Raw genomic sequence first — 20,220 nt, 5'->3', positions numbered from 1 at the left:
CTTTATTTATTGAATGCCGCCGATCCGGCGCGGATTGGACAGGTTCATCCAGACCGCGACAGCCTTGCCGACAATGTTCTTGTCAGGTACGAAACCCCAGTAACGGCTGTCCGCGCTGTTGTCACGGTTGTCGCCCATCATGAAGTAGTTGCCGGCTGGCACGACGCACGTAAAGCCGTCGTACGTATAGGTGCACGCATCCTTGTGCGGGAAGTCGCGCACGTCGGACAGGTTCAACGTCGGCGCCCGCTCGTCGTTCAGGATGCGGTGCTCGACGCCCGTCAGGCTTTCCCGGTACTGCTTCTTGTACACGAGGCTTTCGTCGTCGAGGTAATCGTCCAGGCCGGCGTACGTCACCGGCTTGCCGTTCACCGTCAGGCGCTTGTTCTCATAGGTGATCTTATCACCGGGCACGCCGATCACACGCTTGATGTAATCCTGGCTCATGTCCTTCGGATACTTGAACACCATCACGTCGCCGCGCTGCGGGTCGTTGATCGGAATGATCTTCTCGTTGATGATCGGCAGGCGGATGCCGTACGTGAACTTGTTCACGAGGATCAGGTCACCGACGAGCAAGGTCGGCACCATCGACGACGACGGGATCTTGAACGGCTCGAACAGGAACGAACGCAGCACGAACACGAGCGCGATCACGGGGAAGAAGCTGCCCGAGTACTCGATCCACGTCGGCTGGCGCAGGATCTTCGCTTCGATCTCGGCGCGCTTTTCCGCGTTGCCGTCGTGACGGATCCCGTTCGCCGTCGACACGGCGATCCGGCTGTCGTACTCGGCCAGCGCACGGTCCGCGCTAGCCCGGCGCTGCTTGGACAAATAAAACACGTCGAGGACCCAGATGATCCCGGTGATCACCATCAGCACGAACAGGATCAGTGCGAAATTGCCCAAGATGCTTTGCATTGTCATTTTTCTTCCACTTGAAGGATAGCCAGGAAGGCTTCTTGCGGGATCTCGACGGAGCCGACCTGCTTCATGCGTTTCTTACCGGCCTTCTGCTTTTCGAGCAGCTTCTTCTTCCGCGTGATGTCGCCGCCGTAGCACTTGGCCAGCACGTTCTTGCGCATCGCCTTCACGTTTTCACGCGAGATGATGTTCGAGCCGATCGCCGCCTGGATCGCCACGTCGAACATCTGGCGCGGGATCAGTTCGCGCATCTTCGCCGCCACGGCACGGCCGCGGTATGGCGCATTGGCGCGGTGCACGATGATCGCCAGTGCGTCGACTTTCTCACTGTTGATCAGCATGTCGACCTTGACGACGTCGGCCGGACGGTATTCCTTGAACTCGTAATCCATCGACGCATAGCCGCGCGACGTGGATTTGAGCTTGTCGAAGAAGTCCAGCACGATCTCGGCCATCGGCATTTCGTAGACCAGCTTGACCTGGCGGCCGTGGTAGGCCATGTCCATCTGGATGCCGCGCTTGGCGATACACAGCGTGATCACGGAACCAACGTACTCCTGCGGCATGTACAGGTTCACCGTGACGATCGGCTCGCGCACCTCGTTGATCTGCGACGGATCGGGCATGCGCGACGGGTTGTCGACATTGATCGTCGTGCCATCGCGGCGCTCGACTTCATACACGACGGTCGGTGCCGTCGTGATCAGGTCCATGTCGAATTCGCGCTCCAGGCGCTCCTGCACGATTTCCATGTGCAGCAAGCCCAGGAAGCCGCAGCGGAAGCCGAAGCCCAGCGCCTGCGACACTTCCGGCTCGTACATCAGCGCGGCGTCATTCAGTTTCAGCTTTTCCAGCGAGTCGCGCAGCGCGTCGTACTGGTTCGCCTCCACCGGGAAGAGGCCCGCGAACACCTGCGGCTGCACTTCCTTGAAGCCCGGCAGCGGCGCCGGCGCCGGCTTGGCGGCCGACGTGATCGTGTCGCCCACGCGGGCGGCCTTCAGTTCCTTGATGCCGGCGATGACGAAGCCCACCTGGCCCGCCGACAGTTCCGGCAGCGACACGGAACGGGGCGAGAAGATGCCGATGTCCTCGACCAGCTGCACCGACTCGGTGGCCATCAGCTTGATCTTTTCCTTCGGGCGCAAGGTGCCGTTGACGACGCGCACCAGCATCACGACGCCCACGTAGGCGTCGTACCACGAGTCGATGATCAGCGCCTGCAGCGGTGCTTCCGGATCGCCCTTCGGCGGCGGCACCTTGGCGATGATCGATTCCAGCACGTCTTCCACGCCCAGGCCCGTCTTGGCCGAGCATTGCACGGCGTCGCCCGCCTCGATGCCGATCACGTCCTCGATCTCGGCGATCGCCGACGGCGGGTCCGCATTCGGCAGGTCGATCTTGTTCAGCACGGGCACGACTTCCACGCCCAGGTCGAGCGCCGTGTAGCAGTTCGCCACCGTTTGCGCCTCGACACCCTGCGACGCGTCGACCACGAGCAGCGCGCCTTCGCACGCCGACAGCGAGCGCGAGACTTCATACGAGAAGTCGACGTGGCCGGGCGTGTCGATCAGGTTCAGGTTGTAGATCTCGCCGTTGCGCGCCTTGTACTTCAGCGCGGCGGTCTGGGCCTTGATGGTGATGCCGCGCTCGCGCTCCAGATCCATCGAATCGAGCACCTGCGCTTCCATCTCGCGGTCCGACAGGCCGCCACACAGCTGGATGATACGGTCCGCCAGCGTGGATTTGCCATGGTCGATGTGGGCGATGATGGAAAAATTGCGAATGTTGTTCATTAAATTAAAAACGGTGCAATACAAAAAGCGCTCTGCGCAGAAGAAGCCCTGGGCGAGCGCCTTTCGACAAAACGAGGGGAAATCCCTCGCATTTTACCGGATTTCAGAGTGGAAAGCCCGTTTTCCGACGTGACGGGGTCGCACAGATGCAAAAACGTCAAGCTGGGGAGGTGAGGACTGCGCGCACTTTGCCTTCATCGAGGAAGTAATGACAGAGCTCGGGCTCGTCCAGGGCGGCGAACAGCACCGGGACGAGCTCGTCGAAACGGGCCACCAGCGCCGGATCGGCGTCCACGTCGATCACGTCGACGGTGAACGGCCGCTCCGGCGTTTGCAGTGCCAGCAATGCGTCGAGCATGTCCTGGCACAGGTGGCAGTAGCTGCGCGAATACAGCGTGAACTTCACACGGCTCCCGTCAGCGTGCGGCCGGGGCCGGGCGCAACGTCAGGAAGCGTGCGACATCGCCACGGCGCACCAGCAGGACCGCGTTCTTCTTCGGATCGAGCTTGATGACGAGCGACTGGAACTGCTTGGCATCCGTGATCGGCGTGTTGTTCAGCTGCAGCAGCACGTCGTTCTCGCGGATGCCCGCCGCGCCTGCCGCACCACCGGCGGCATCGACCCGCACGCCGCCCGTCACGCCCAGTTCCTTCTTGTCCGCGGCGGACAGGTCGGAGACCTGCAGGCCCAGCGAATTGGCCGCGCTCTCGGACTTCTGCTTGCCGCCGCGCTCGCCGCGGGCGCCCTTCTCCGGCTCGTCCGACTGCAGTTCGGCCACGGTCAGCGGCAGGTCTACGGCCTGGCCCTGGCGCCATACGGTGATCGTCGCGCGCGAATTCGGCGCCGTGTTGCCCACCAGGCGCGGCAGGTCGCCGGATTTTTCGATGTCACGGCCGTTGAACTTGATGACGATGTCGCCGGCGCGCACGCCCGCTTTCGCGGCCGGCCCGCCCTCCTCGACCATCGACACCTCGGCGCCGCGGGCGCTCTTCAAGCCCAGCGACTCGGCCACGTCGCGCGTCACCTCGCTGATCGACACGCCGATGCGACCGCGGGTCACCTTGCCGCTCTTCTTCAGCTGGTCCGCGACGCGCATCGCCTCGTCGATCGGCACGGCGAACGAGATGCCGTTATAGGCGCCGGACAAGGTGGCGATCTGCGAGTTGATGCCGATGACTTCGCCGCGCATATTGATCAGCGGACCGCCCGAGTTACCCGGGTTGACGGCCACGTCGCTCTGGATCAGCGGCAGGTATTCGCCCGTGTCGCGCGCCTTGGCCGAGATGATGCCGGCCGTGACGGTGTTCTCCAGGTTGAACGGCGAACCGATCGCGACGACCCATTCGCCGACGCGGATCTTGTTCGAGTCGCCCATCGTCAGCACCGGCAGCTTGCTGCCGTCGATCTTCAGCAGCGCCACGTCGGTGCGGGTGTCGGAACCCAGCACCTTGGCCTTGAACTCACGCTTGTCCGTCAGCGTGACGTAGACCTCGTCGGCGCCTGCCACGACGTGCGCATTGGTCAGCACGTAGCCGTCGGCGGAGATGATGAAGCCGGAGCCGACGCCGCGCTGCACTTCCTGCTCCTGCTGGGGGATCGCGCGGCGCTGCTGGCCGCGCTGCTGCTGGCCGTCGCGACGGGGCTGCGGGAACTGGCCGCCGAAGAAGCGGCGGAAGAATTCCTGCATCTCGTCCTCGTCCGGCATGTTCGGGTCGCGCAGCAGGCGGCGCTCCGTGGTGCGGATGTTGACGACGGCCGGCCCCACTTTTTCCACCATGTCCGCGAAATCGGGCAAGCCGGCCACGGACGCCGCGGCCGCGTGCACGGGCGCCAGGCCAAACGTGGCAGGCGCGAACAGGATCCCTGCGCTGACCATCAGCGCCGACAGAGTTTTGCTTCCAGCAGAGAGTTTGGTTTTCATAGGAATCGTATAGTTATCGGTTGGCACAACGTAACGCAACGCAGCCGGGGCTGTCGCCGTATGGTAAGCGAAAACCCAAAGTTGCAGCACGCACAAGATGTTGCAAGAGGCAACAAATTTCAAGAGGAGATTTGTACCGCCCTGTAACGACGGGAGAGGATTTGTAACAGGGTGAGCGGGGCAGGATGGGGAATGCCCAGGATTACGGCAGCGTGGCGGCGGCCGGCGACGCGCTGTCGCCGCGCTGCTCGCGCTGTTCGTGCGATAGCGCATCGGCCGGGCGGCCCGGCAGTTCCTCGTCGGCCAGCCGTTCGGCCAGCCGGCCGGCGAAACCCGGCGACAGCTCGGGGCCCGCCGCGGCGGCACGCAGCGTATCGCGGATCAGGTGGTACAGGTGCCAGGCTTCCCGCCCTTCCGGTTCGGCCAGGCCCGCCAGTGTCAACTCGACCTCGCACGCGGGCAATTCGTTATCCACCATCGCGGAGATGTTTTCCTGCAGTCGGGTCGAAGTTTCCATGGCATTTCCTGTCTGCCGCGATAGTTAATCAGCATTTACGCGCACTGAACTGTCAGTGTCGAACGCTTACCAGCGCTTGTCAACCGGCATGTCCAATAGTGGGCGCAATTTTTCTGCGATCACTTCGCGGGCCCGGAAGATCCGGCTGCGCACGGTTCCGATGGGGCAGGCCATGATGTCCGAGATCTCTTCGTAGGACAGGCCTTCGATCTCGCGCAGCACGATCGCCGTCCGCAGGTCGAGCGGCAGCGCATCCATCGCGGCATTGACCGTTTGCGCGATCTGCTTGCTGGCCAACATGGACTCGGGCGTATTGATGTCGCGCAGCTGATCCCCTTCGTCGAACGCTTCGGCCTGTTCGGCATCGGTGTCCGTGGACGTGGGAGTGCGACGGCTCTGGGTAACGAGGAAGTTCTTGGCGGTGTTGATCCCGATCCGGTACAACCAGGTATAGAAGGCGGAATCGCCGCGGAAGTGGCGCAGCGCGCGGAAGGCCTTGATGAAGGTTTCCTGCACCACGTCTTCCGCTTCGGCCGAGTCGTGCACGATGCGCGACACCAGCCGCATCAGCCTGCGCTGATACTTCGACACCAGCAAGTCAAACGCTTGCCGTTCGCCTGCCTGGACTCGCTCGACCAGCAGCTGATCGCTCTCACGGTCTGTCGTCACACCTTTACCCTCGGTGGCCTGCAGCGCGGGCGCTCATACCGCTATAGAGTCGACCCGCCGCAGATGGTTCAAAGCTGGCCGGGGTTTTTTTCGCCCCGCGGTGCTGGTGGTACACGGCGTTCGTGGTACACGGTGTTCGTGATGCAGCTTGCGCGTGCGGGCGGGCGGCGCCGCTTGCCGCGCCCGCCCTGACGCGCATCAGTGGCTGGCGGCGATCGCGCGGACCGCCAGCGCCAGTCGGCGGCGCACGTCCGGCGCCGCGCTGTCCGGCAGCACCACGAGCCACTGCACGCGGCCTGGCACGCGCTCGCTTCCCTCCTCGTCCTGGCACCGCAACCGCAAGATCAGCAGCCACGGCCACAGCGTCGATCCAGGCAGCAGCCGCGCGCTACAACCGGGATCGCCCGCGCTACAACCGGACGCCGCGTGGTCTACAACTTCCAGTTGTTGGTATACCGTCAGGCGTATCCCGCCTCCACCCGAAATATCAATGCGCACCGCATTGACATCGGCCCTGCCACAGCCGGCCCCAAGCACGCCGGCGGCCAGCATCAGCGCGCTTGCGACATCGCCGCCGCCATCGCTTGCCACGCATGTGCTGGCTACAAGCACGGCCGCGCACAGGCACGCCAGCGCAAGGCGCAGCAGCGGCGAAGCGCGAACGGTGGCCGACAATGCGATCGACATGCACCCTCCGGTGGCTTGGTCCGGCCGCAATGCAGCGATGGCGAGCCGGTGCGACGGACGCTGGCGCCGGAACGTACGGCGGCAAACAGCCAGGCCGAGCGAAAGCATCGCGGGAAGCAGACCCGCTACAACGAATCACTACAGTGGGAAGCGCCGGCCTCTTGTCGTGTCGCGATCGCGGCATCCCGAGTGGAACACCTGGCGACCGGAAAACCGGACGTACGGATGCCGGCGGACGCCGGCACCGACAGGCCGCGGCGGGAATCCGCCGGGCCTCTTAGCGCTCACTCCGGTATGACCGGGGTGAGCAAAAAAAGTTCAAACTTTTCCGAACACGAGACTGCCGTTCGTTCCGCCGAAGCCGAACGAGTTCTTCACGGCATACTGGATCGCCATCGGCCGCGCCTGGTTGGCACAGAAGTCCAGGTCGCAGGCCGGGTCCTGGTTGAACATATTGATCGTCGGCGGAGCCACCTGGTGGTGGATCGCCAGCACGGTGAACACGGACTCGAGGCCGCCGGCGCCGCCCAGCAGGTGGCCGGTCATCGACTTCGTCGAGCTGACCACCAGGTTTTTCGCATGGGCGCCGAAGGCATACTTGATGCCGAAGACTTCAGCGACGTCGCCCGCCGGCGTCGACGTGCCGTGCGCGTTCAGGTACTGCACCTGGTCCGGGTTGAGGCCGGCGTTGCGCAGCGCGTTCAGCGCCGACTTCGCGCCGCCGCTGCCGTCTTCGCGCGGCGCCGTCATGTGGTACGCGTCAGCGCTCATGCCGTAGCCGACCAGTTCCGCGTAGATCTTCGCACCGCGCGCTTTCGCGTGCTCGTACTCTTCCAGCACCATCACGCCGGCGCCCTCGCCCAGCACGAAGCCGTCGCGGTCCTTGTCCCATGGACGGGATGCGGTGGCCGGATCGTCGTTGCGGGTCGACAGTGCGCGGGCCGAGGCGAAACCGCCCAGGCCCAGCGGCGACACGGTGGATTCGGCACCGCCGGCCACCATGGCGTCGGCATCGCCGTATTCGATCAGGCGGGCTGCTTCGCCGATGCTGTGCAGGCCGGTGGTGCAGGCCGTCACGATCGCCAGGTTGGGACCGCGCATGCCGTATTTGATCGAGAGATTGCCGGAGATCATATTGATGATCGAGGCCGGTACGAAGAACGGCGAGATACGGCGCGGACCGCGCTTGTCGTAATCTTCCTTCTGTTCTTCGATCATCGGCAGGCCGCCGATGCCGGAGCCGATGATCACGCCGATGCGATCGGCGTTCTCTTCGGTGACGACCAGACCGGAATCCTGGATCGCCTGGATGCCTGCGGCCATGCCGTAATGGATGAAGGTATCCATATGGCGGGCTTCCTTGGCGTCGAGATAATCTTCGACGTTGAAGTTCTTGACCTCGCCGGCAAAGCGGGTCGAGAACGCGCTGGCATCAAACTTGGTGATGTTGGCGATACCGGACTTACCCTCGGTAACCGCGCTCCACGCTTCGGCAATCGTATTGCCGATCGGGGACACGCAACCGAGACCGGTAACCACCACACGACGGTTTTTGGAACTCAAGCGATTCTCCTGGAGTCGATCTGTGCTGCTTGTTGCGTTGGCTTAGGCCTTCACGTGCGCAGTTGCGTAGTCGATAGCCTGCTGCACGGTAGTGATCTTTTCTGCCTGTTCGTCAGGGATTTCCATTTCGAACTCGTCTTCCAGCGCCATGACCAGTTCAACGGTGTCGAGGGAATCGGCGCCCAGGTCATCGACGAAGGACGATTCGTTCTTGATGTCTGCTTCGGCGACGCCCAGTTGTTCGGCGACGATCTTCTTAACGCGTTGTTCGATATCGGACATGTTATGGCTCCATTATGTGTATGTTACGGAAAGCGCGCATTTTATCAGGTTTGCGCGCTGAAAAACTAATTTCGGCTTCTGAACTCAGCTGGACCGAAATCACTGCTAAAAGACAGGAACGCGTAGCTAAAATACCGCCACAGCGCCCGTCAGTTCGTTATTTGACGCTCATCGGCCGCGCCGATCAGCCCATGTACATGCCGCCGTTGACGTGCAGCGTGGTACCGGTGATGTAGGCCGCCTGGGGCGACGCGAGGAACGCCACCGCGGCGGCGATATCCTCCGGCTTGCCGAGTCGGCCCAGCGGAATCTGCGTCAGCAGCGCCGCGTGCTGTTCCTCGCCCAGCACCTTCGTCATGTCGGTGTCGATGAAGCCCGGCGCAACGCTGTTCACGGTGATGTTGCGGCTGCCGATCTCGCGGGCCAGCGCGCGCGACATGCCTTCCACGCCCGCCTTCGCGGCCGCGTAATTCATCTGACCGGGATTGCCCGACGACGCAACGACGGACGTGATGTTGATGATACGCCCCGTCTTTGCCTTCATCATGCCGCGCAGGACCGCACGCGACAGCCGGCCGACAGCCGTCAGGTTCGTCGCGATGACCTTGTCCCACTCGTCATCCTTCATGCGCATCGCCAGTTGATCGGCGGTGATGCCGGCATTGTTGACGAGGATGCCGACTGGACCGAACTCCTTGCCGATTTCGTCGATGATGCCGGCGCAGCGCTCGGCATCGGTGACGTTCAGCACGGCGCCCTTGCCCGCTTCCGGACCGATCTCGGCCAGATAGGCGGAGATCGCTTCGGCACCAGCCTCGGTGGTGGCGGTGCCGATCACTTTCGCGCCCTGGCGCGCCAGCTCCGTAGCGATCGCCTTGCCGATGCCGCGCGAGGCGCCCGTGACGAGCGCGACTTGATTGGACAGATTCATCGTCTTCCCTTCTGTATGAGGTGTGGAGTGCTTACTTGAATGCGGCCAGCACGCGCTCGAGCGACGCCTGGTCCGTGATGGCGTCGCCGACGAGGTTCGGGTCGATGCGCTTGGTCAGGCCCATCAGCACTTTGCCGGGACCGCATTCGATCACCTGCGTGATGCCCGAGCTTGCCACCTTCTGCATCGTCTCGACCCAGCGCACGGGGCTGGCGGCCTGGCGCACCAGCGCATCCTTGATGCTGGCCGGGTCGTGCAGCACGGCCACGTCGACGTTGTTGATCAGGTCGATCTGCGGCGCGCTGAAATGCAACTCGGCCATGTAGTCGCGCAGGCGATCCGACGCGGGCTTCAGCAGCGACGAGTGGAACGGCGCCGACACCGGCAGGCGCATCGCGCGCTTGGCGCCCTTCGCCTTGGCGAATTCGCAGGCCTTGTCGACGGCCGCGCTGTGGCCGGCGATGACGACCTGGGCCGGCGCGTTGAAGTTGACGGCTTCGACGACCTGGCTCGGATCGGCGGCGATCGCTTCGGCGCAGGCGGCGCGCACGTCGTCGTCCGACAGGCCCAGCACGACGGCCATCGTGCCCTGCCCGACCGGCACGGCTTCCTGCATGGCCTGGGCACGGAAGCGCACCAGCGGCACGGCATCCTTGAACGGGATCACGCCGGCGGCGACGAGCGCCGAGTATTCGCCGAGGCTGTGGCCGGCCACGACGGCCGGCACGGGGCCGCCCGCGGCGATCCACGCTCGGTAGACGGCGACAGCGGCCGTCAGCATCACCGGTTGCGTGTTCGTCGTCAGGTCCAGCTCTTCCTTCGGACCTTCGGCGATCAGCTTGCCGAGGTCGAATTGCAGCGCGTCGGACGCTTCGGCGATCGTTTGCTCGACGATGGGGTTGCCGTTGAAGCCTTCCATCATGGCCACGGCCTGGGAGCCCTGGCCGGGGAAGACAAATGCGAATTGGGTCATCTTGTGTGTTCTCGTTATGTTCGGTAGTGCGGAAGGCTACCGCGCGGCCCACTTAGGGCGCGCGGTTTGGCGTCTAGAGCACTAATTCTAAAACGGCGCGCATTGTACACCGCCGGGACCGGCAAGCCTACATCCGCGCCAAGTCCTGGCGAGCAGAAAAGGTAAGCATTACATCCTCGCCAGGACGGCGCCCCAAGTAAAGCCGCCGCCGACGCCTTCCATCATCACGACATCGCCCTTCTTCACGCGGCCGTCGCGCACGGCGGTATCGAGTGCCAGCGGGATCGATGCGGCCGACGTGTTGCCGTGCTGGTCGACCGTGACCACCATCTTCTCCGGCGACATCCCCAACTTGCGCGCCGTGCCGTTCATGATGCGGATATTGGCCTGGTGCGGGATCAGCCAGTCGATCTGGTCGCTCGTCATGCCGGCAGCGTCCAGCGCTTCGTGCGCCACTTTTTCCAGCACGGTGACGGCCAGCTTGAACACGGCCTGGCCATCCATGTACAGGAAGGCACTGCCCGCGACCGCGCCGCCGGCCACGTTGCCGGGCACGGACAGGATGTCGGAATGGCGGCCGTCCGCGTGCAGCTTGCAGGCCAGCACGCCCGGCTCTTCGGATGCCGTCATCACGACTGCGCCGGCGCCGTCGCCGAACAGCACGCAGGTGGTGCGGTCTTCGAAGTTCAGGATGCGCGAAAACACTTCCGCGCCGATCACCAGCACGGTCTTGTGCATGCCGGACTTGATGAAGCTGTCCGCCGATGCCATCGCGTAGACGAAGCCGCTGCAGACGGCCTGCACGTCCACGGCCGCGCTGGTGTTGGTCATGCCCAGCTTGCGCTGCACGATGCAGGCGGTGCTGGGGAAGCTGCCGAAGAAGTCCGGCGTCGAGCTGGCCACGATGATCAGGTCGATGTCATCCGGCTGCAGGTCCGCCATCTCCAGCGCGCGCCGCGCCGCGTGCACGGCGAGGTCGGAGGAATTCTGCTCCGGCGCCGCGTAATGCCGCGCCGAGATGCCGCTACGGGTGGAGATCCACTCGTCCGACGTTTCAATGCCCTTGGCCGCCAACTCCTCGGTCAGTTCCTGGTTGGTGACGCGTTTCTCGGGCAGGTAACTCCCTGTGCCGATGATTTTGCTGTACAAAGTCATGCCGTCTCATCCAATAGTTGTCGTTTCACGCGGCATCAGTTCGGCGATCAGGTCCGCCAGCTGCTGCTGCACATCTTTTTTGGCCGCGTCGTACGCCCGGCGGATCGCCCATTCGAACGCTTCGGTATCGGCGCCGCCGTGGCTCTTGAACACGAGCCCGCGCAGGCCCAGCAGGCTGGCGCCGTTGTAGCGCGCCGGGTTCAGGCGGCGGCGGATCCGCTTCAGTGCGCTGCTGGCGATCGCCGCGCCCAGCATCGTCAATGGCGTACGCTTGAATTCTGCCGTCAGCACCATCTTGAAGAAGCCGGCCACGCCTTCGATGGCCTTCAGCGCCACGTTACCGACAAAGCCGTCGCAGACGACGACGTCCGTGGTGCCCTTGAAGATGTCGTTGCCTTCCACGTTGCCGTAGAAATTCAGCTTGCCACGTTCGTGGTCGGCCTGCAGCAGCGGGATCGTGGCCTTGACGACCTCGTTACCCTTGATGTCCTCGGTACCGACGTTCAACAGGCCGATCGTCGGGCGCTCGATGCCTTCCATCGCGTGCACGAGCACGGAGCCCATGATCGCGAACTGGTGCAGGTGGTGCGGTTCGCAGTCCACGTTCGCGCCCAGGTCCATCACATAGGTGGGACCGTCCTTCATGTTCGGCATGATCGTGCAGATGGCGGGGCGATCGACGCCGGCCATCGTCTTCAGCACGTAGCGGGAAACGGCCATCAGCGCGCCGGTATTGCCGGCCGAGACGCAGGCCTGGGCCTTGGCGTCCTTGACCTGCTCGATCGCGACGCGCATCGACGAATCCTTCTTGCGGCGCAGCGCGACCTCGAGCGGATCGTCCATCGTCACCTGCTCGGAAGCATGCAAGATGGAGACGCGCGGGTGCGCCTCCGCATGGCACTTCTTCAGCTCGGCTCGGATGACGTCTTCGAGACCCACGAGGATCAGTTCGGCGTCAGGTTCACGTTTCAGGAAGGAGATTGCGGCAGGAATGGTGACTGACGGGCCATGGTCGCCGCCCATGCAGTCGATAGATATTTTGATTGTCATTGCGGGCAAGTTGCAATCCTGGCCTGACGGCCGGGGCCTGCGGTATTCAGAAGCATGCCGCAAAGTCGTTTGCGGCCGACGAAAAGAAAAAGCGGCGCCACGATGGAATTCCTCGCGTGCACCGCTTTTGGTCTTTGGCCGAAACCAAAACGTCGATTACTCGTCGTTTTTGGTCTTCAGCACCTTGCGACCACGGTAGAAGCCGTTCGGGCTGATGTGGTGACGCAGATGGGTTTCGCCGGTCGTCGGCTCGACTGCCAGGTTCGGGGCGGTCAGGAAATCGTGCGAACGGTGCATGCCGCGCTTCGACGGGGACTTCTTGTTCTGTTGAACTGCCATGATGACTCCTAATACTAAAGTTCTAAAATTTTAACACAATCGACCGCACAATCATGCAAATCGAGTATCCCGGTGGCATCGCCGCACGCATTCACGAAACGAGCTTGCTACGCTGCCTTGCTGCGTTACCACTAGAATGCCAATACTCGCAGCCCGATTGGCATGTTCCTTCGAGCACGTCGATCAACCTGTTGCGCGGTTTCTCGACACCCTCCTACATCTAAACGATCTTTATTTTTTCAGCGCCTTCAGCGCGTCGAACGGCGATTTCTTTTCACCGCGCAGCGAATCGAGCAATGCCGTATCGGGGCAAACGTCGTGCTTCGGTGCTTGCGGCAAGGCCAAGAGGGCCTCGTCTTCAATCAGGTCCATCAGGTTCATCGACCGGGTGCCGACGATCACGTCCACCGTTTCGTCGTCGATGACCTCTTCGATCTCGTCGGCCGTCGCATCGTCCGCACCCAGCATCAGCAAGGTCGACGAATCGATCTCATAGGCAAACGGAGTCAGGCAACGCTGGCAATTCAGCTGCACGGTACCGGCAACGGCCAGCCGCATCTGTGGATAGCCCTGCTTGCTCGTACCGCCTTCCGCCTTCCAGGTAATCGACCCGGACGGATCGGCGCAATCGCGCGCCAGGCGCTCCATTTCAGCCACAGGCGTTACGCCTTCACGGGTGCTGTTGGTCCGACAAAACTCGAAGGCGTCGATCACAAGAGCATTCATTGGCTAAAATTTCCCTCGAAAACCTGCGATAATAGCAGGGTTTTCCACGCCGCGTCAAAGACTTGCGCGCCTCGCAGCAGATTTCGTGGGGCGCGTGCGTCAAACCAACGGCGCCAAGAGCATATAACAATTCGTGGCGCACCGCCACAATAAAATGTTTCCATGAACCAAACTCCCCTTCCCCCTCGGTTGATCCTTGCTTCCAGCTCCACCTACCGGCGCGAATTGCTGTCCCGCCTGCGCTTGCCGTTCACCGTCGACGTGCCCGCGGTCGATGAAACGCCGCTGCCCGGCGAGGCGCCGGCCGCCACCGCGCTGCGGCTGGCGCGCCTGAAGGCGCAGGCCGTTGCCGCGCGCCAGCCGGGCGCCCTCGTCATCGGCTCCGACCAGGTTGCCACGCTGGACGGCGCGCAGATCGGCAAGCCCGGCAGCCACCCCGCCGCGCTGGCGCAACTGCGGACGATGCGCGGCCGCGACGTGGTCTTCCATACGGCGCTGTGCCTGTGGGACGGCCGCGACGGCACCTTCCAACTGGAAGACATCGAAACCACCGTCAAGTTCCGCGACCTGCCCGATGCGGAGCTCGATGCCTACCTGCGCATCGAGCAGCCGTACGATTGCGCCGGCAGCGCGAAGAACGAAGGGCTCGGCATTGCGATCCTGGAACGCATCGAATCTTCCGACCCGACAGCGCTGACAGGCCTGCCGCTGATCGCGCTGACCGGCATGCTGCGCGCCGCCGGCGTGGCGTTTTTCAAGGAGTAAGCATGGCCGGCACTTTGTATCTGATTCCGAACACGCTGGGCGAGACGACGGCGCTGGATCACGTCATTCCCGAGCACGTCCAGGCGCTGACCAGCCAGCTGGCGCACTTCGTCGCTGAAAACGCCAAGACGGCGCGCGCCTTCCTGAAACTCGTGCACGCCGTGCACCCGCTGGCACGGCCGCTGCAGGAGATCGCCATCGCCGAGCTGAACGTCAACACGAAGGCGGATGCCCTCGCCGACCTGCTGGCCCCGCTGCGCGCAGGGCACGACACAGGTTTGCTGTCCGAAGCGGGCGTGCCGGCCGTGGCGGACCCGGGCGCCGACCTCGTGCGCCTCGCCCACAAGGAAGGCATTCCAGTGCGGCCGCTGGTTGGGCCGTCGTCGCTGCTGCTGGCCGTGATGGCGAGCGGCCTGAACGGCCAGAGCTTCGCGTTCAACGGCTACCTGCCCACCGACCCGGCGGCCCGCGCCAAGCGCCTGAAGGAACTGGAACAGCGCTCGCGCACCGAGAAGCAGACCCAGCTCTTCATCGAAACCCCGTACCGCAACGCCGCGCTGCTCGAGGCCCTGGTAACGGCGTGCAACAGCAATACGCTGGTATGCGTGGCTACCGACATCAGCCTGCCGACGGAAACCATCCGCACCCAGACGGCTGCACAGTGGAAAAGCGCGCTGGCCGGCGGCCACGGTCCCGATTTCCACAAGAAGCCGACAGTGTTTCTGCTGCTGGCAGCATAAGGCCCTTACGGATCAGTCTGTGTCACTGGTGCCAGGCACCGTTGACACGGACTCAAGCGCAATGCCACCGACGGCACAACGGCTGAGGCCGTGTCCCTTGGTGCCAGGCACCAGGGGACATTGCGGCTGAGTTTGTGTCCCTTCGTGCCTGGCACCAGGGGACACGGGCTGAGCCGTTAGCGATTGGGGTTTGCAGCGCTCAGCGCTGCGGTGCGGTGACGCCGTGGGTGTATTCGTTGACCCACTCGTACGCGGCCAGCTGGCTGGCGTACAGCGTCGATGGTGCGATGTTCAGTTCGTGCAGCAGGGTCGTCAGTTCGGGGCCTTCGCGGGCTACCTCGATCAGCTCGATCAGGCGCAGCACGTTGCCGTAGTCGCCTTCGCGGTGCAGCAGCGCCGCGCGCACGTCGTCCAGCACGTTGACGCTGTCGAGGATTTCTCCCATCGGCACCGAGAACAGCGTATCCATCAGCGACATGATGCCGACGGTGAAGCCGATGTCGGCGCGGCCCGGGCGTACGTGCTCGAGCAGGTTTTCCATCGTCTTGCCGCGCGTCGTCGCCAGTTGCAGCAGCGGCGAATCGTACTGCTGCCCTTTCACGTACAACAGGATCTGCAGCCAGCGCTGCAACTGCCGGCGCCCCAGCACGATCAGCGCGTGGCCGACGGAATTGATCTTGAAGCGCGCGCCGACGGCCGGCGTGTTCACGAGGCGCAGCAGGTTCAGCGTGATCAGCGGGTCCAGCTTGATGCCGCGCTCGATGTCGCGCTGGTCCGCATCCGACGCCAGCAGGTCCAGCAGGTGCATGATCGCCATCTGCGACGGCGCGATCTTCTTGCCCGACAGGATGACCGGGCGGGCGAAGTAATAGCCCTGGAAATATTCGAAGCCCAGGTCGAGGCAGTGGCGGAACTCTTCCTGCGTCTCGACCTTCTCCGCCAGCAGCTTCTGGCGGGGATTCTTCAGCGTGCGGGTCAGTTCGGCCAGCGTGTCCGGCGCCATCTGCTTGATGTCGATCTTGATCACGTCCATCAGCGGCTGCAGTTTGGCCAGACTGTCGGACGTGCCGACGACGTCGTCCAGCGCGAACTTGAAGCCCGCTTGCTTCAGCTCGGCGACGCGGGCCAGCACGGCCGGCGTCGCGTCGACCGTTTCCAGCACCTCGAGGATCACCTTGTCATTCGGCAGGAAGCGGATGAAGTCGCTCATCAGCCCTTCCGTGTCGACGTTGACATACGCCAGCTGTTCGCCGACCACCTGCTCCATGCCCAGCTCGGAAGCGTGGGCGATGACGGAAGCGGTGGCGGCGGTGCCGTTCGTGAAGTCCGCGACGCCGCTGTCGGCATTGCGGTACAACAGCTCGTAGGCGACGAGCCGCTGGGATCGGTTGAGGATGGGTTGCCGCGCCAGGAAGAAGTGGTTGGCGTACGGTAGTGGGATGTCCGGGCTGGGTGCCAGCGTCATCGAAGGGCCTGCTGAAGAAACAATCCCGCTACGATAACCTGAGCTTGCTCAAACGGCAATACCTTTCATGTGTTGCGCGCATCCTGCCGGGTCTTTCGCGGCTGGGCAGTTGTCATTTCGCCACTATCAAGGGTAAAGGTCGCGCCTTTGTCGCGGCCCAGCACCTGCACCAGGTACGGCATCACCGTCTTCAGCGTCGGTGCCAGCGTGTACGGCGGGTTCAGGATGAACATGCCGCTCGTGTGCAGGGCGATGCCGTCCGGCGTCGGCGACGAGATCGTCAGCGTCACGTTCAGCCAGCTCTGCGCCGGCAGGTGCTTCATCTTTTCGGCGAAGTTGCGGGCCTCGATCCGTTGCAGCACGGGATACCAGATCGCGTACATGCCCGTCGGGAAGCGCCTCAAGGCGTCGCCCAGCATGTCGATGACCTTGCGGTAGTCCTGCTTGTCCTCGTATGGCGGGTCGCACAGCACCAGCGCGCGGCGCGACGGCGGCGGCAGCAGCGCCTTCACGCCGAGGAAGCCGTCGGCCTTGTTGACGATGATGCGCTTGCCGCGCACGGTGCTGCGCTTGCCCTGCGCGGCCTGGTGCGCTTCCAGCTTCGCGAAGTTTTCGGCCAGCAGCCTGCTGTCGGCAGGGTGCAGCTCGAACAGGCGGATGCGGTCCATCTCGCGCGCCACCTGTTCGGCGACGTACGGCGAACCGGGGTAATAGCGCATCTTGCCGCTCGGGTTCATGCCTTTCACGAGGTTCACGTACTCGGCCAGCGGGGCCGGCAGGTCGGTGCGGTCCCACAGCGGCGCGATGCCCGTTTCGAATTCCGCGGTCTTCGTGGCTTGCACGCTGTCGAGCGCGTACACGCCAGCCCCGGCATGCGTGTCGATGTAGCTGTACGCCACGTCCTTCTGATTCAGGTAGTTGAGCAGCTGGATCTGGATGAAATGCTTCAGGACGTCGGCGTGATTGCCGGCATGGAAGGCGTGGCGGTAACTGAACATGGTCTTCTTCGGGATGATTCGAGCCATCATTATCCCAGAGAACGGGGACGCCGCCAAAATGGCCCCGCATATCGATCCCGTCAAACGACTGCCGCGCTCGCGGCCTACGCTGACAACAGGGCGCAATCCGCGTCCACTTCCGATGGAGGAGAACATGGCATTCAACAACGTAGGACCCCTCACCTTCCTCGCGCCGGGACAGACCGCGTTCTGGTTCTACACATACGGGGAAGACCACGGCACGCAGTTCGCGTCCGCGGACATCAAGACGCCGAATCTCGGCGCCGTCCACCTGGCCGACGACCAGCGCAAGCGCAAGGACAACAACGGCAACGCGACCTACTTCGTCGCCATCCATAACCAGGGTGTCGGCGGCTGCTTCCACAATCTGCAAGGCGGGGGGATGTCATGAAAATGACGATCGTGACGGATGGCGCCGGCGACGTGATCGCCGCGGTGCAAGGGCATGACCTGACGGAGGAAAGGGACGGCCTCAAGGCCGGCGTGTCGTTCGGGCCGGGGCACCAGCTGCACCGCGTCGAGGTGGACGACAATATGGCGGTCATCTCGGATGTCGGCGAGTATGTCCGGCAGCTGAAGGCCGCCATCGCTCCGCAGCCGTGACGTGAAAGGCGTGGCATAAAAAAACCGCGGCTTGTGGCCGCGGTTTTTCGTTCACTCCCCTGTGGCAGCCGGTCAGGCGACCTTCTTGTCGAAGAACTGTTCGTCCTCCGTCGATCCATGCAGTGCCGTCGTGGAGCTCTGGCCCTGCTGGATCGTTTGCGTGACAGCGTCGAAGTAGCCGGTACCCACTTCGCGCTGGTGCTTGACGGCAGTGAAGCCCTTCTCGGCGGCCGCGAATTCCGCCTCCTGGAGCTCCACGAATGCCGACATCTGGCGGCGCGCGTAGCCGTGCGCCAAATTGAACATGCCGTAGTTCAGTGCATGGAAGCCGGCCAGCGTGATGAACTGGAACTTGTAGCCCATCGCGCCCAGCTCCTTCTGGAACTTGGCGATCGTCGCGTCGTCCAGGTTCTTCTTCCAGTTGAACGACGGCGAGCAGTTATAGGCCAGCATCTTGCCGGGGAATTTCGCATGGATCGCTTCGGCGAAGCGCTTGGCGAATTCCAGGTCCGGCTTGCCCGTTTCGCACCACACCAGATCGGCGTACGGCGCGTAGGCCAGGCCGCGCGAGATCGCCTGGTCGGCACCCGGACGGACCTTGTAGAAGCCTTCCACGGTGCGCTCGCCGGTGCAGAACGGCTTGTCGTTGTCGTCCACGTCGGACGTCAAGAGGTCGGCCGCTTCCGCGTCGGTACGGGCGATCACCAGCGTGCCGGTGCCCATCACGTCGGCCGCCAGGCGCGCCGCCATCAGCTTCTCGACGGCTTCGCGGGTCGGCACCAGCACCTTGCCGCCCATGTGGCCGCATTTCTTCACGGAGGCCAGCTGGTCTTCGAAGTGCACGCCCGAAGCGCCCGCCTCGATCATCGACTTCATCAGCTCGAACGCGTTCAGCACGCCGCCGAAGCCCGCTTCCGCGTCCGCGACGATCGGCGCGAAGAAGTCGATGTCGTCCTTGCCTTCGGACCACTGGATCTGGTCGGCGCGCTGGAACGTGTTGTTGATACGCTTGACGACCATCGGCACCGAGTTGGCCGGATACAGCGACTGGTCGGGATACATTTCGCCCGCCAGGTTGGCGTCGCCGGCAACCTGCCAGCCGGACAGGTAGATCGCCTTCAGGCCGGCCTTCACCTGCTGCATCGCCTGGTTGCCCGTCAGCGCGCCCAACGCGTTGACGAACGGTTCGTCGTGCAGCAGGTTCCACAGCTTGTCGGCGCCGCGCTTGGCCAGCGTGTGCTCGATCTGCACGGAGCCGCGCAGCCGTACGACGTCCTCGGCCGTGTACGTGCGGGTGATGCCCTGCCAGCGCGGGTTCGTTGCCCAGTCCTGCTTCAGTTCTGCTGCTTGCTGTTCACGAGTTGCCATGATGCTCTCCTGTCTTGAAACGAATTGAAGTGAATGCGAAACCGTTAGGAACATCATAGGGCTTTTTGTTCAGCGCACCAATACTCTTATATAAGACATAGGAGTATTTTTTTACGCTTATCTTTCAACGGCTTACGGCGCATTTTTCATGATACGCAACGTCATTTCTTCCCATGGAAGCGCGAGCCCGGCAGTTATTTGTGCGCTTTTCAAATGGTGAAACGGCCATCTCGCAACGTGAAAAATGCCTTGGTTTCGGCGCTGCTGCGGCCACAAACAACGATGCCCCGGCAGGCGGGGCATCGTGTTGCGCTAGCGCATTTGTTGCTCGTTGTAATGGATCAGTCAGGTGGCGCGGCGGCGCCCTCGCGCAACATTGCCAGCAGGCGCGTGCGGCGCCGTTCCAGGTCGGCGATCTGGCGCTCGATGGCGGCGAGGCGCCGGCGTTGCACGTCGCTCGTCTCGCTGCAGGCGGGGGCGCCCTCGATCATGCGCATGCAGTCGGGGAAGGACAGGATTTCGGCGACGGTGAAACCGGTGGCGATCAGCCGCTGGATCTGGCGCACCTGCGCGACCGCGGCGGCGGGGAACATCCGGTAGCCGTTGTCGGCGCGGATCGACGCCAGCAGGCCGTGCTGCTCGTAATGGCGGATCGACCGGACGCTGGCGCCGGATGCTTGCGCGAGCGCGCCGATCGACATCAGTGGGGCGGGTGAAGGCATCGCCGCA

The 20,220-nt window shown here is 63.6% G+C and carries 23 protein-coding genes; 4 read left to right on the top strand and 19 right to left on the bottom strand.

Features of this window, described 5'->3' with window-relative positions:
• Positions 1-6 precede the first annotated feature (6 nt).
• The 15 genes from lepB to IP92_RS04920 all read right to left on the bottom strand — a co-directional run bounded on the left by lepB (position 7) and on the right by IP92_RS04920 (position 13,531).
• On the bottom strand, positions 7-927 hold the full coding sequence (gene lepB / locus IP92_RS04990; protein WP_145873445.1) for a signal peptidase I: 921 nt from the start codon (positions 925-927) through the stop codon (positions 7-9).
• The gene (lepA, locus tag IP92_RS04985) at positions 924-2,717 is read right to left on the bottom strand and encodes a translation elongation factor 4 (protein WP_145873444.1); all 1,794 of its coding nucleotides are present in this window, start codon (positions 2,715-2,717) and stop codon (positions 924-926) included. Before lepA ends, lepB begins: the two co-directional genes overlap by 4 nt.
• Before the next feature lie 157 nt (positions 2,718-2,874).
• Positions 2,875-3,123 (bottom strand): glutaredoxin family protein, encoded by a 249-nt coding sequence (locus IP92_RS04980; RefSeq protein WP_145873443.1) that lies wholly within the window; start codon positions 3,121-3,123, stop codon positions 2,875-2,877.
• Between the two features lie 10 nt (positions 3,124-3,133).
• Entirely contained in the window at positions 3,134-4,639 is a 1,506-nt protein-coding gene (locus tag IP92_RS04975) for a Do family serine endopeptidase (RefSeq protein WP_145873442.1), read from the bottom strand.
• Positions 4,640-4,841: 202 nt separating this feature from the next.
• Positions 4,842-5,156, bottom strand: a complete 315-nt coding sequence (locus IP92_RS04970) for a sigma-E factor negative regulatory protein (protein ID WP_145873441.1) — start codon at positions 5,154-5,156, stop codon at positions 4,842-4,844.
• 66 nt (positions 5,157-5,222) lie between these two features.
• A complete protein-coding gene (gene rpoE, locus IP92_RS04965; RefSeq protein ID WP_145873440.1) occupies positions 5,223-5,825 on the bottom strand; it encodes an RNA polymerase sigma factor RpoE in 603 nt (200 codons plus the stop codon).
• 198 nt (positions 5,826-6,023) lie between these two features.
• Positions 6,024-6,512, bottom strand: coding sequence for a hypothetical protein (locus IP92_RS04960; RefSeq protein WP_145873439.1), 489 nt, complete (start codon positions 6,510-6,512; stop codon positions 6,024-6,026).
• A gap of 318 nt (positions 6,513-6,830) precedes the next feature.
• Positions 6,831-8,075, bottom strand: a complete 1,245-nt coding sequence (gene fabF / locus IP92_RS04955; protein ID WP_145873438.1) for a beta-ketoacyl-ACP synthase II — start codon at positions 8,073-8,075, stop codon at positions 6,831-6,833.
• A gap of 42 nt (positions 8,076-8,117) precedes the next feature.
• Positions 8,118-8,357 (bottom strand): acyl carrier protein, encoded by a 240-nt coding sequence (gene acpP / locus IP92_RS04950; RefSeq protein ID WP_028104092.1) that lies wholly within the window; start codon positions 8,355-8,357, stop codon positions 8,118-8,120.
• 184 nt (positions 8,358-8,541) lie between these two features.
• Complete coding sequence (gene fabG, locus IP92_RS04945; protein ID WP_145873437.1) at positions 8,542-9,288, bottom strand: 3-oxoacyl-ACP reductase FabG; 747 nt, start codon at positions 9,286-9,288, stop codon at positions 8,542-8,544.
• A 31-nt stretch (positions 9,289-9,319) separates the two neighbouring features.
• On the bottom strand, positions 9,320-10,261 hold the full coding sequence (gene fabD, locus IP92_RS04940) for an ACP S-malonyltransferase (RefSeq protein WP_145873436.1): 942 nt from the start codon (positions 10,259-10,261) through the stop codon (positions 9,320-9,322).
• Between the two features lie 168 nt (positions 10,262-10,429).
• On the bottom strand, positions 10,430-11,416 hold the full coding sequence (locus IP92_RS04935; RefSeq protein WP_145873435.1) for a beta-ketoacyl-ACP synthase III: 987 nt from the start codon (positions 11,414-11,416) through the stop codon (positions 10,430-10,432).
• 6 nt (positions 11,417-11,422) lie between these two features.
• Positions 11,423-12,466 carry a phosphate acyltransferase PlsX gene (gene plsX, locus IP92_RS04930; protein ID WP_145873434.1) on the bottom strand — a complete coding sequence of 348 codons (1,044 nt, stop codon included), beginning with the start codon at positions 12,464-12,466 and terminating at the stop codon, positions 11,423-11,425.
• Between the two features lie 156 nt (positions 12,467-12,622).
• A complete protein-coding gene (gene rpmF, locus IP92_RS04925; RefSeq protein WP_005666806.1) occupies positions 12,623-12,805 on the bottom strand; it encodes a 50S ribosomal protein L32 in 183 nt (60 codons plus the stop codon).
• A gap of 231 nt (positions 12,806-13,036) precedes the next feature.
• Positions 13,037-13,531: a YceD family protein gene (locus IP92_RS04920; RefSeq protein WP_145873433.1), complete on the bottom strand. Its 495-nt coding sequence runs from the start codon at positions 13,529-13,531 to the stop codon at positions 13,037-13,039.
• Positions 13,532-13,693: 162 nt separating this feature from the next.
• On the opposite strand from IP92_RS04920, the gene IP92_RS04915 reads away from it, so the two are divergent.
• Together IP92_RS04915 and IP92_RS04910 are read left to right on the top strand one after the other, a co-directional pair.
• Positions 13,694-14,296, top strand: a complete 603-nt coding sequence (locus IP92_RS04915; RefSeq protein WP_145873432.1) for a Maf-like protein — start codon at positions 13,694-13,696, stop codon at positions 14,294-14,296.
• 2 nt (positions 14,297-14,298) lie between these two features.
• On the top strand, positions 14,299-15,036 hold the full coding sequence (locus IP92_RS04910) for an SAM-dependent methyltransferase (protein ID WP_145873431.1): 738 nt from the start codon (positions 14,299-14,301) through the stop codon (positions 15,034-15,036).
• A 199-nt stretch (positions 15,037-15,235) separates the two neighbouring features.
• Here the strand turns inward: IP92_RS04910 and IP92_RS04905 are convergent, their stop codons facing one another.
• Positions 15,236-16,501 (bottom strand): EAL and HDOD domain-containing protein, encoded by a 1,266-nt coding sequence (locus tag IP92_RS04905; RefSeq protein ID WP_145873430.1) that lies wholly within the window; start codon positions 16,499-16,501, stop codon positions 15,236-15,238.
• A gap of 65 nt (positions 16,502-16,566) precedes the next feature.
• Positions 16,567-17,499: a 23S rRNA (adenine(2030)-N(6))-methyltransferase RlmJ gene (locus IP92_RS04900; protein ID WP_145873429.1), complete on the bottom strand. Its 933-nt coding sequence runs from the start codon at positions 17,497-17,499 to the stop codon at positions 16,567-16,569.
• Between the two features lie 154 nt (positions 17,500-17,653).
• Here IP92_RS04900 and IP92_RS04895 point away from each other — a divergent pair, with 154 nt between their 5' ends.
• Together IP92_RS04895 and IP92_RS04890 are read left to right on the top strand one after the other, a co-directional pair.
• Positions 17,654-17,911: a hypothetical protein gene (locus IP92_RS04895; RefSeq protein ID WP_145873428.1), complete on the top strand. Its 258-nt coding sequence runs from the start codon at positions 17,654-17,656 to the stop codon at positions 17,909-17,911.
• Positions 17,908-18,123, top strand: a complete 216-nt coding sequence (locus tag IP92_RS04890) for a hypothetical protein (protein ID WP_145873427.1) — start codon at positions 17,908-17,910, stop codon at positions 18,121-18,123. Before IP92_RS04895 ends, IP92_RS04890 begins: the two co-directional genes overlap by 4 nt.
• 72 nt (positions 18,124-18,195) lie before the next feature.
• On the opposite strand, the gene aceA is transcribed toward IP92_RS04890, so the two are convergent.
• Together aceA and IP92_RS04880 are read right to left on the bottom strand one after the other, a co-directional pair.
• Positions 18,196-19,491: an isocitrate lyase gene (gene aceA / locus IP92_RS04885; protein ID WP_145873426.1), complete on the bottom strand. Its 1,296-nt coding sequence runs from the start codon at positions 19,489-19,491 to the stop codon at positions 18,196-18,198.
• 341 nt (positions 19,492-19,832) lie between these two features.
• Complete coding sequence (locus IP92_RS04880; protein WP_145873425.1) at positions 19,833-20,213, bottom strand: MerR family transcriptional regulator; 381 nt, start codon at positions 20,211-20,213, stop codon at positions 19,833-19,835.
• Positions 20,214-20,220 lie beyond the last annotated feature (7 nt).

It is taken from the genome of Pseudoduganella flava (genome assembly GCF_007830495.1).
GTDB lineage: Bacteria > Pseudomonadota > Gammaproteobacteria > Burkholderiales > Burkholderiaceae_D > Rugamonas > Rugamonas flava.
The sequence above is the reverse complement of the archived record's forward strand: the minus strand, read 5'-3'. Positions and strand labels throughout refer to the sequence as shown.

Excerpts from the sequence above, each read along its gene's own strand:
- aceA (WP_145873426.1), bottom strand. The coding sequence starts at position 19,491 with ATGGCAACTCGTGAACAGCAAGCAGCAGAACTGAAGCAGGACTGGGCA.
- IP92_RS04970 (WP_145873441.1), bottom strand. The coding sequence starts at position 5,156 with ATGGAAACTTCGACCCGACTGCAGGAAAACATCTCCGCGATGGTGGAT.
- IP92_RS04975 (WP_145873442.1), bottom strand. The coding sequence starts at position 4,639 with ATGAAAACCAAACTCTCTGCTGGAAGCAAAACTCTGTCGGCGCTGATG.
- IP92_RS04910 (WP_145873431.1), top strand. The coding sequence starts at position 14,299 with ATGGCCGGCACTTTGTATCTGATTCCGAACACGCTGGGCGAGACGACG.
- IP92_RS04900 (WP_145873429.1), bottom strand. The coding sequence starts at position 17,499 with ATGTTCAGTTACCGCCACGCCTTCCATGCCGGCAATCACGCCGACGTC.
- IP92_RS04915 (WP_145873432.1), top strand. The coding sequence starts at position 13,694 with ATGAACCAAACTCCCCTTCCCCCTCGGTTGATCCTTGCTTCCAGCTCC.
- IP92_RS04920 (WP_145873433.1), bottom strand. The coding sequence starts at position 13,531 with ATGAATGCTCTTGTGATCGACGCCTTCGAGTTTTGTCGGACCAACAGC.
- IP92_RS04895 (WP_145873428.1), top strand. The coding sequence starts at position 17,654 with ATGGCATTCAACAACGTAGGACCCCTCACCTTCCTCGCGCCGGGACAG.
- lepA (WP_145873444.1), bottom strand. The coding sequence starts at position 2,717 with ATGAACAACATTCGCAATTTTTCCATCATCGCCCACATCGACCATGGC.
- rpmF (WP_005666806.1), bottom strand. The coding sequence starts at position 12,805 with ATGGCAGTTCAACAGAACAAGAAGTCCCCGTCGAAGCGCGGCATGCAC.
- plsX (WP_145873434.1), bottom strand. The coding sequence starts at position 12,466 with ATGACAATCAAAATATCTATCGACTGCATGGGCGGCGACCATGGCCCG.
- fabG (WP_145873437.1), bottom strand. The coding sequence starts at position 9,288 with ATGAATCTGTCCAATCAAGTCGCGCTCGTCACGGGCGCCTCGCGCGGC.
- IP92_RS04890 (WP_145873427.1), top strand. The coding sequence starts at position 17,908 with ATGAAAATGACGATCGTGACGGATGGCGCCGGCGACGTGATCGCCGCG.
- fabD (WP_145873436.1), bottom strand. The coding sequence starts at position 10,261 with ATGACCCAATTCGCATTTGTCTTCCCCGGCCAGGGCTCCCAGGCCGTG.
- lepB (WP_145873445.1), bottom strand. The coding sequence starts at position 927 with ATGACAATGCAAAGCATCTTGGGCAATTTCGCACTGATCCTGTTCGTG.
- acpP (WP_028104092.1), bottom strand. The coding sequence starts at position 8,357 with ATGTCCGATATCGAACAACGCGTTAAGAAGATCGTCGCCGAACAACTG.
- IP92_RS04935 (WP_145873435.1), bottom strand. The coding sequence starts at position 11,416 with ATGACTTTGTACAGCAAAATCATCGGCACAGGGAGTTACCTGCCCGAG.
- IP92_RS04960 (WP_145873439.1), bottom strand. The coding sequence starts at position 6,512 with ATGTCGATCGCATTGTCGGCCACCGTTCGCGCTTCGCCGCTGCTGCGC.
- IP92_RS04880 (WP_145873425.1), bottom strand. The coding sequence starts at position 20,213 with ATGCCTTCACCCGCCCCACTGATGTCGATCGGCGCGCTCGCGCAAGCA.
- IP92_RS04905 (WP_145873430.1), bottom strand. The coding sequence starts at position 16,501 with ATGACGCTGGCACCCAGCCCGGACATCCCACTACCGTACGCCAACCAC.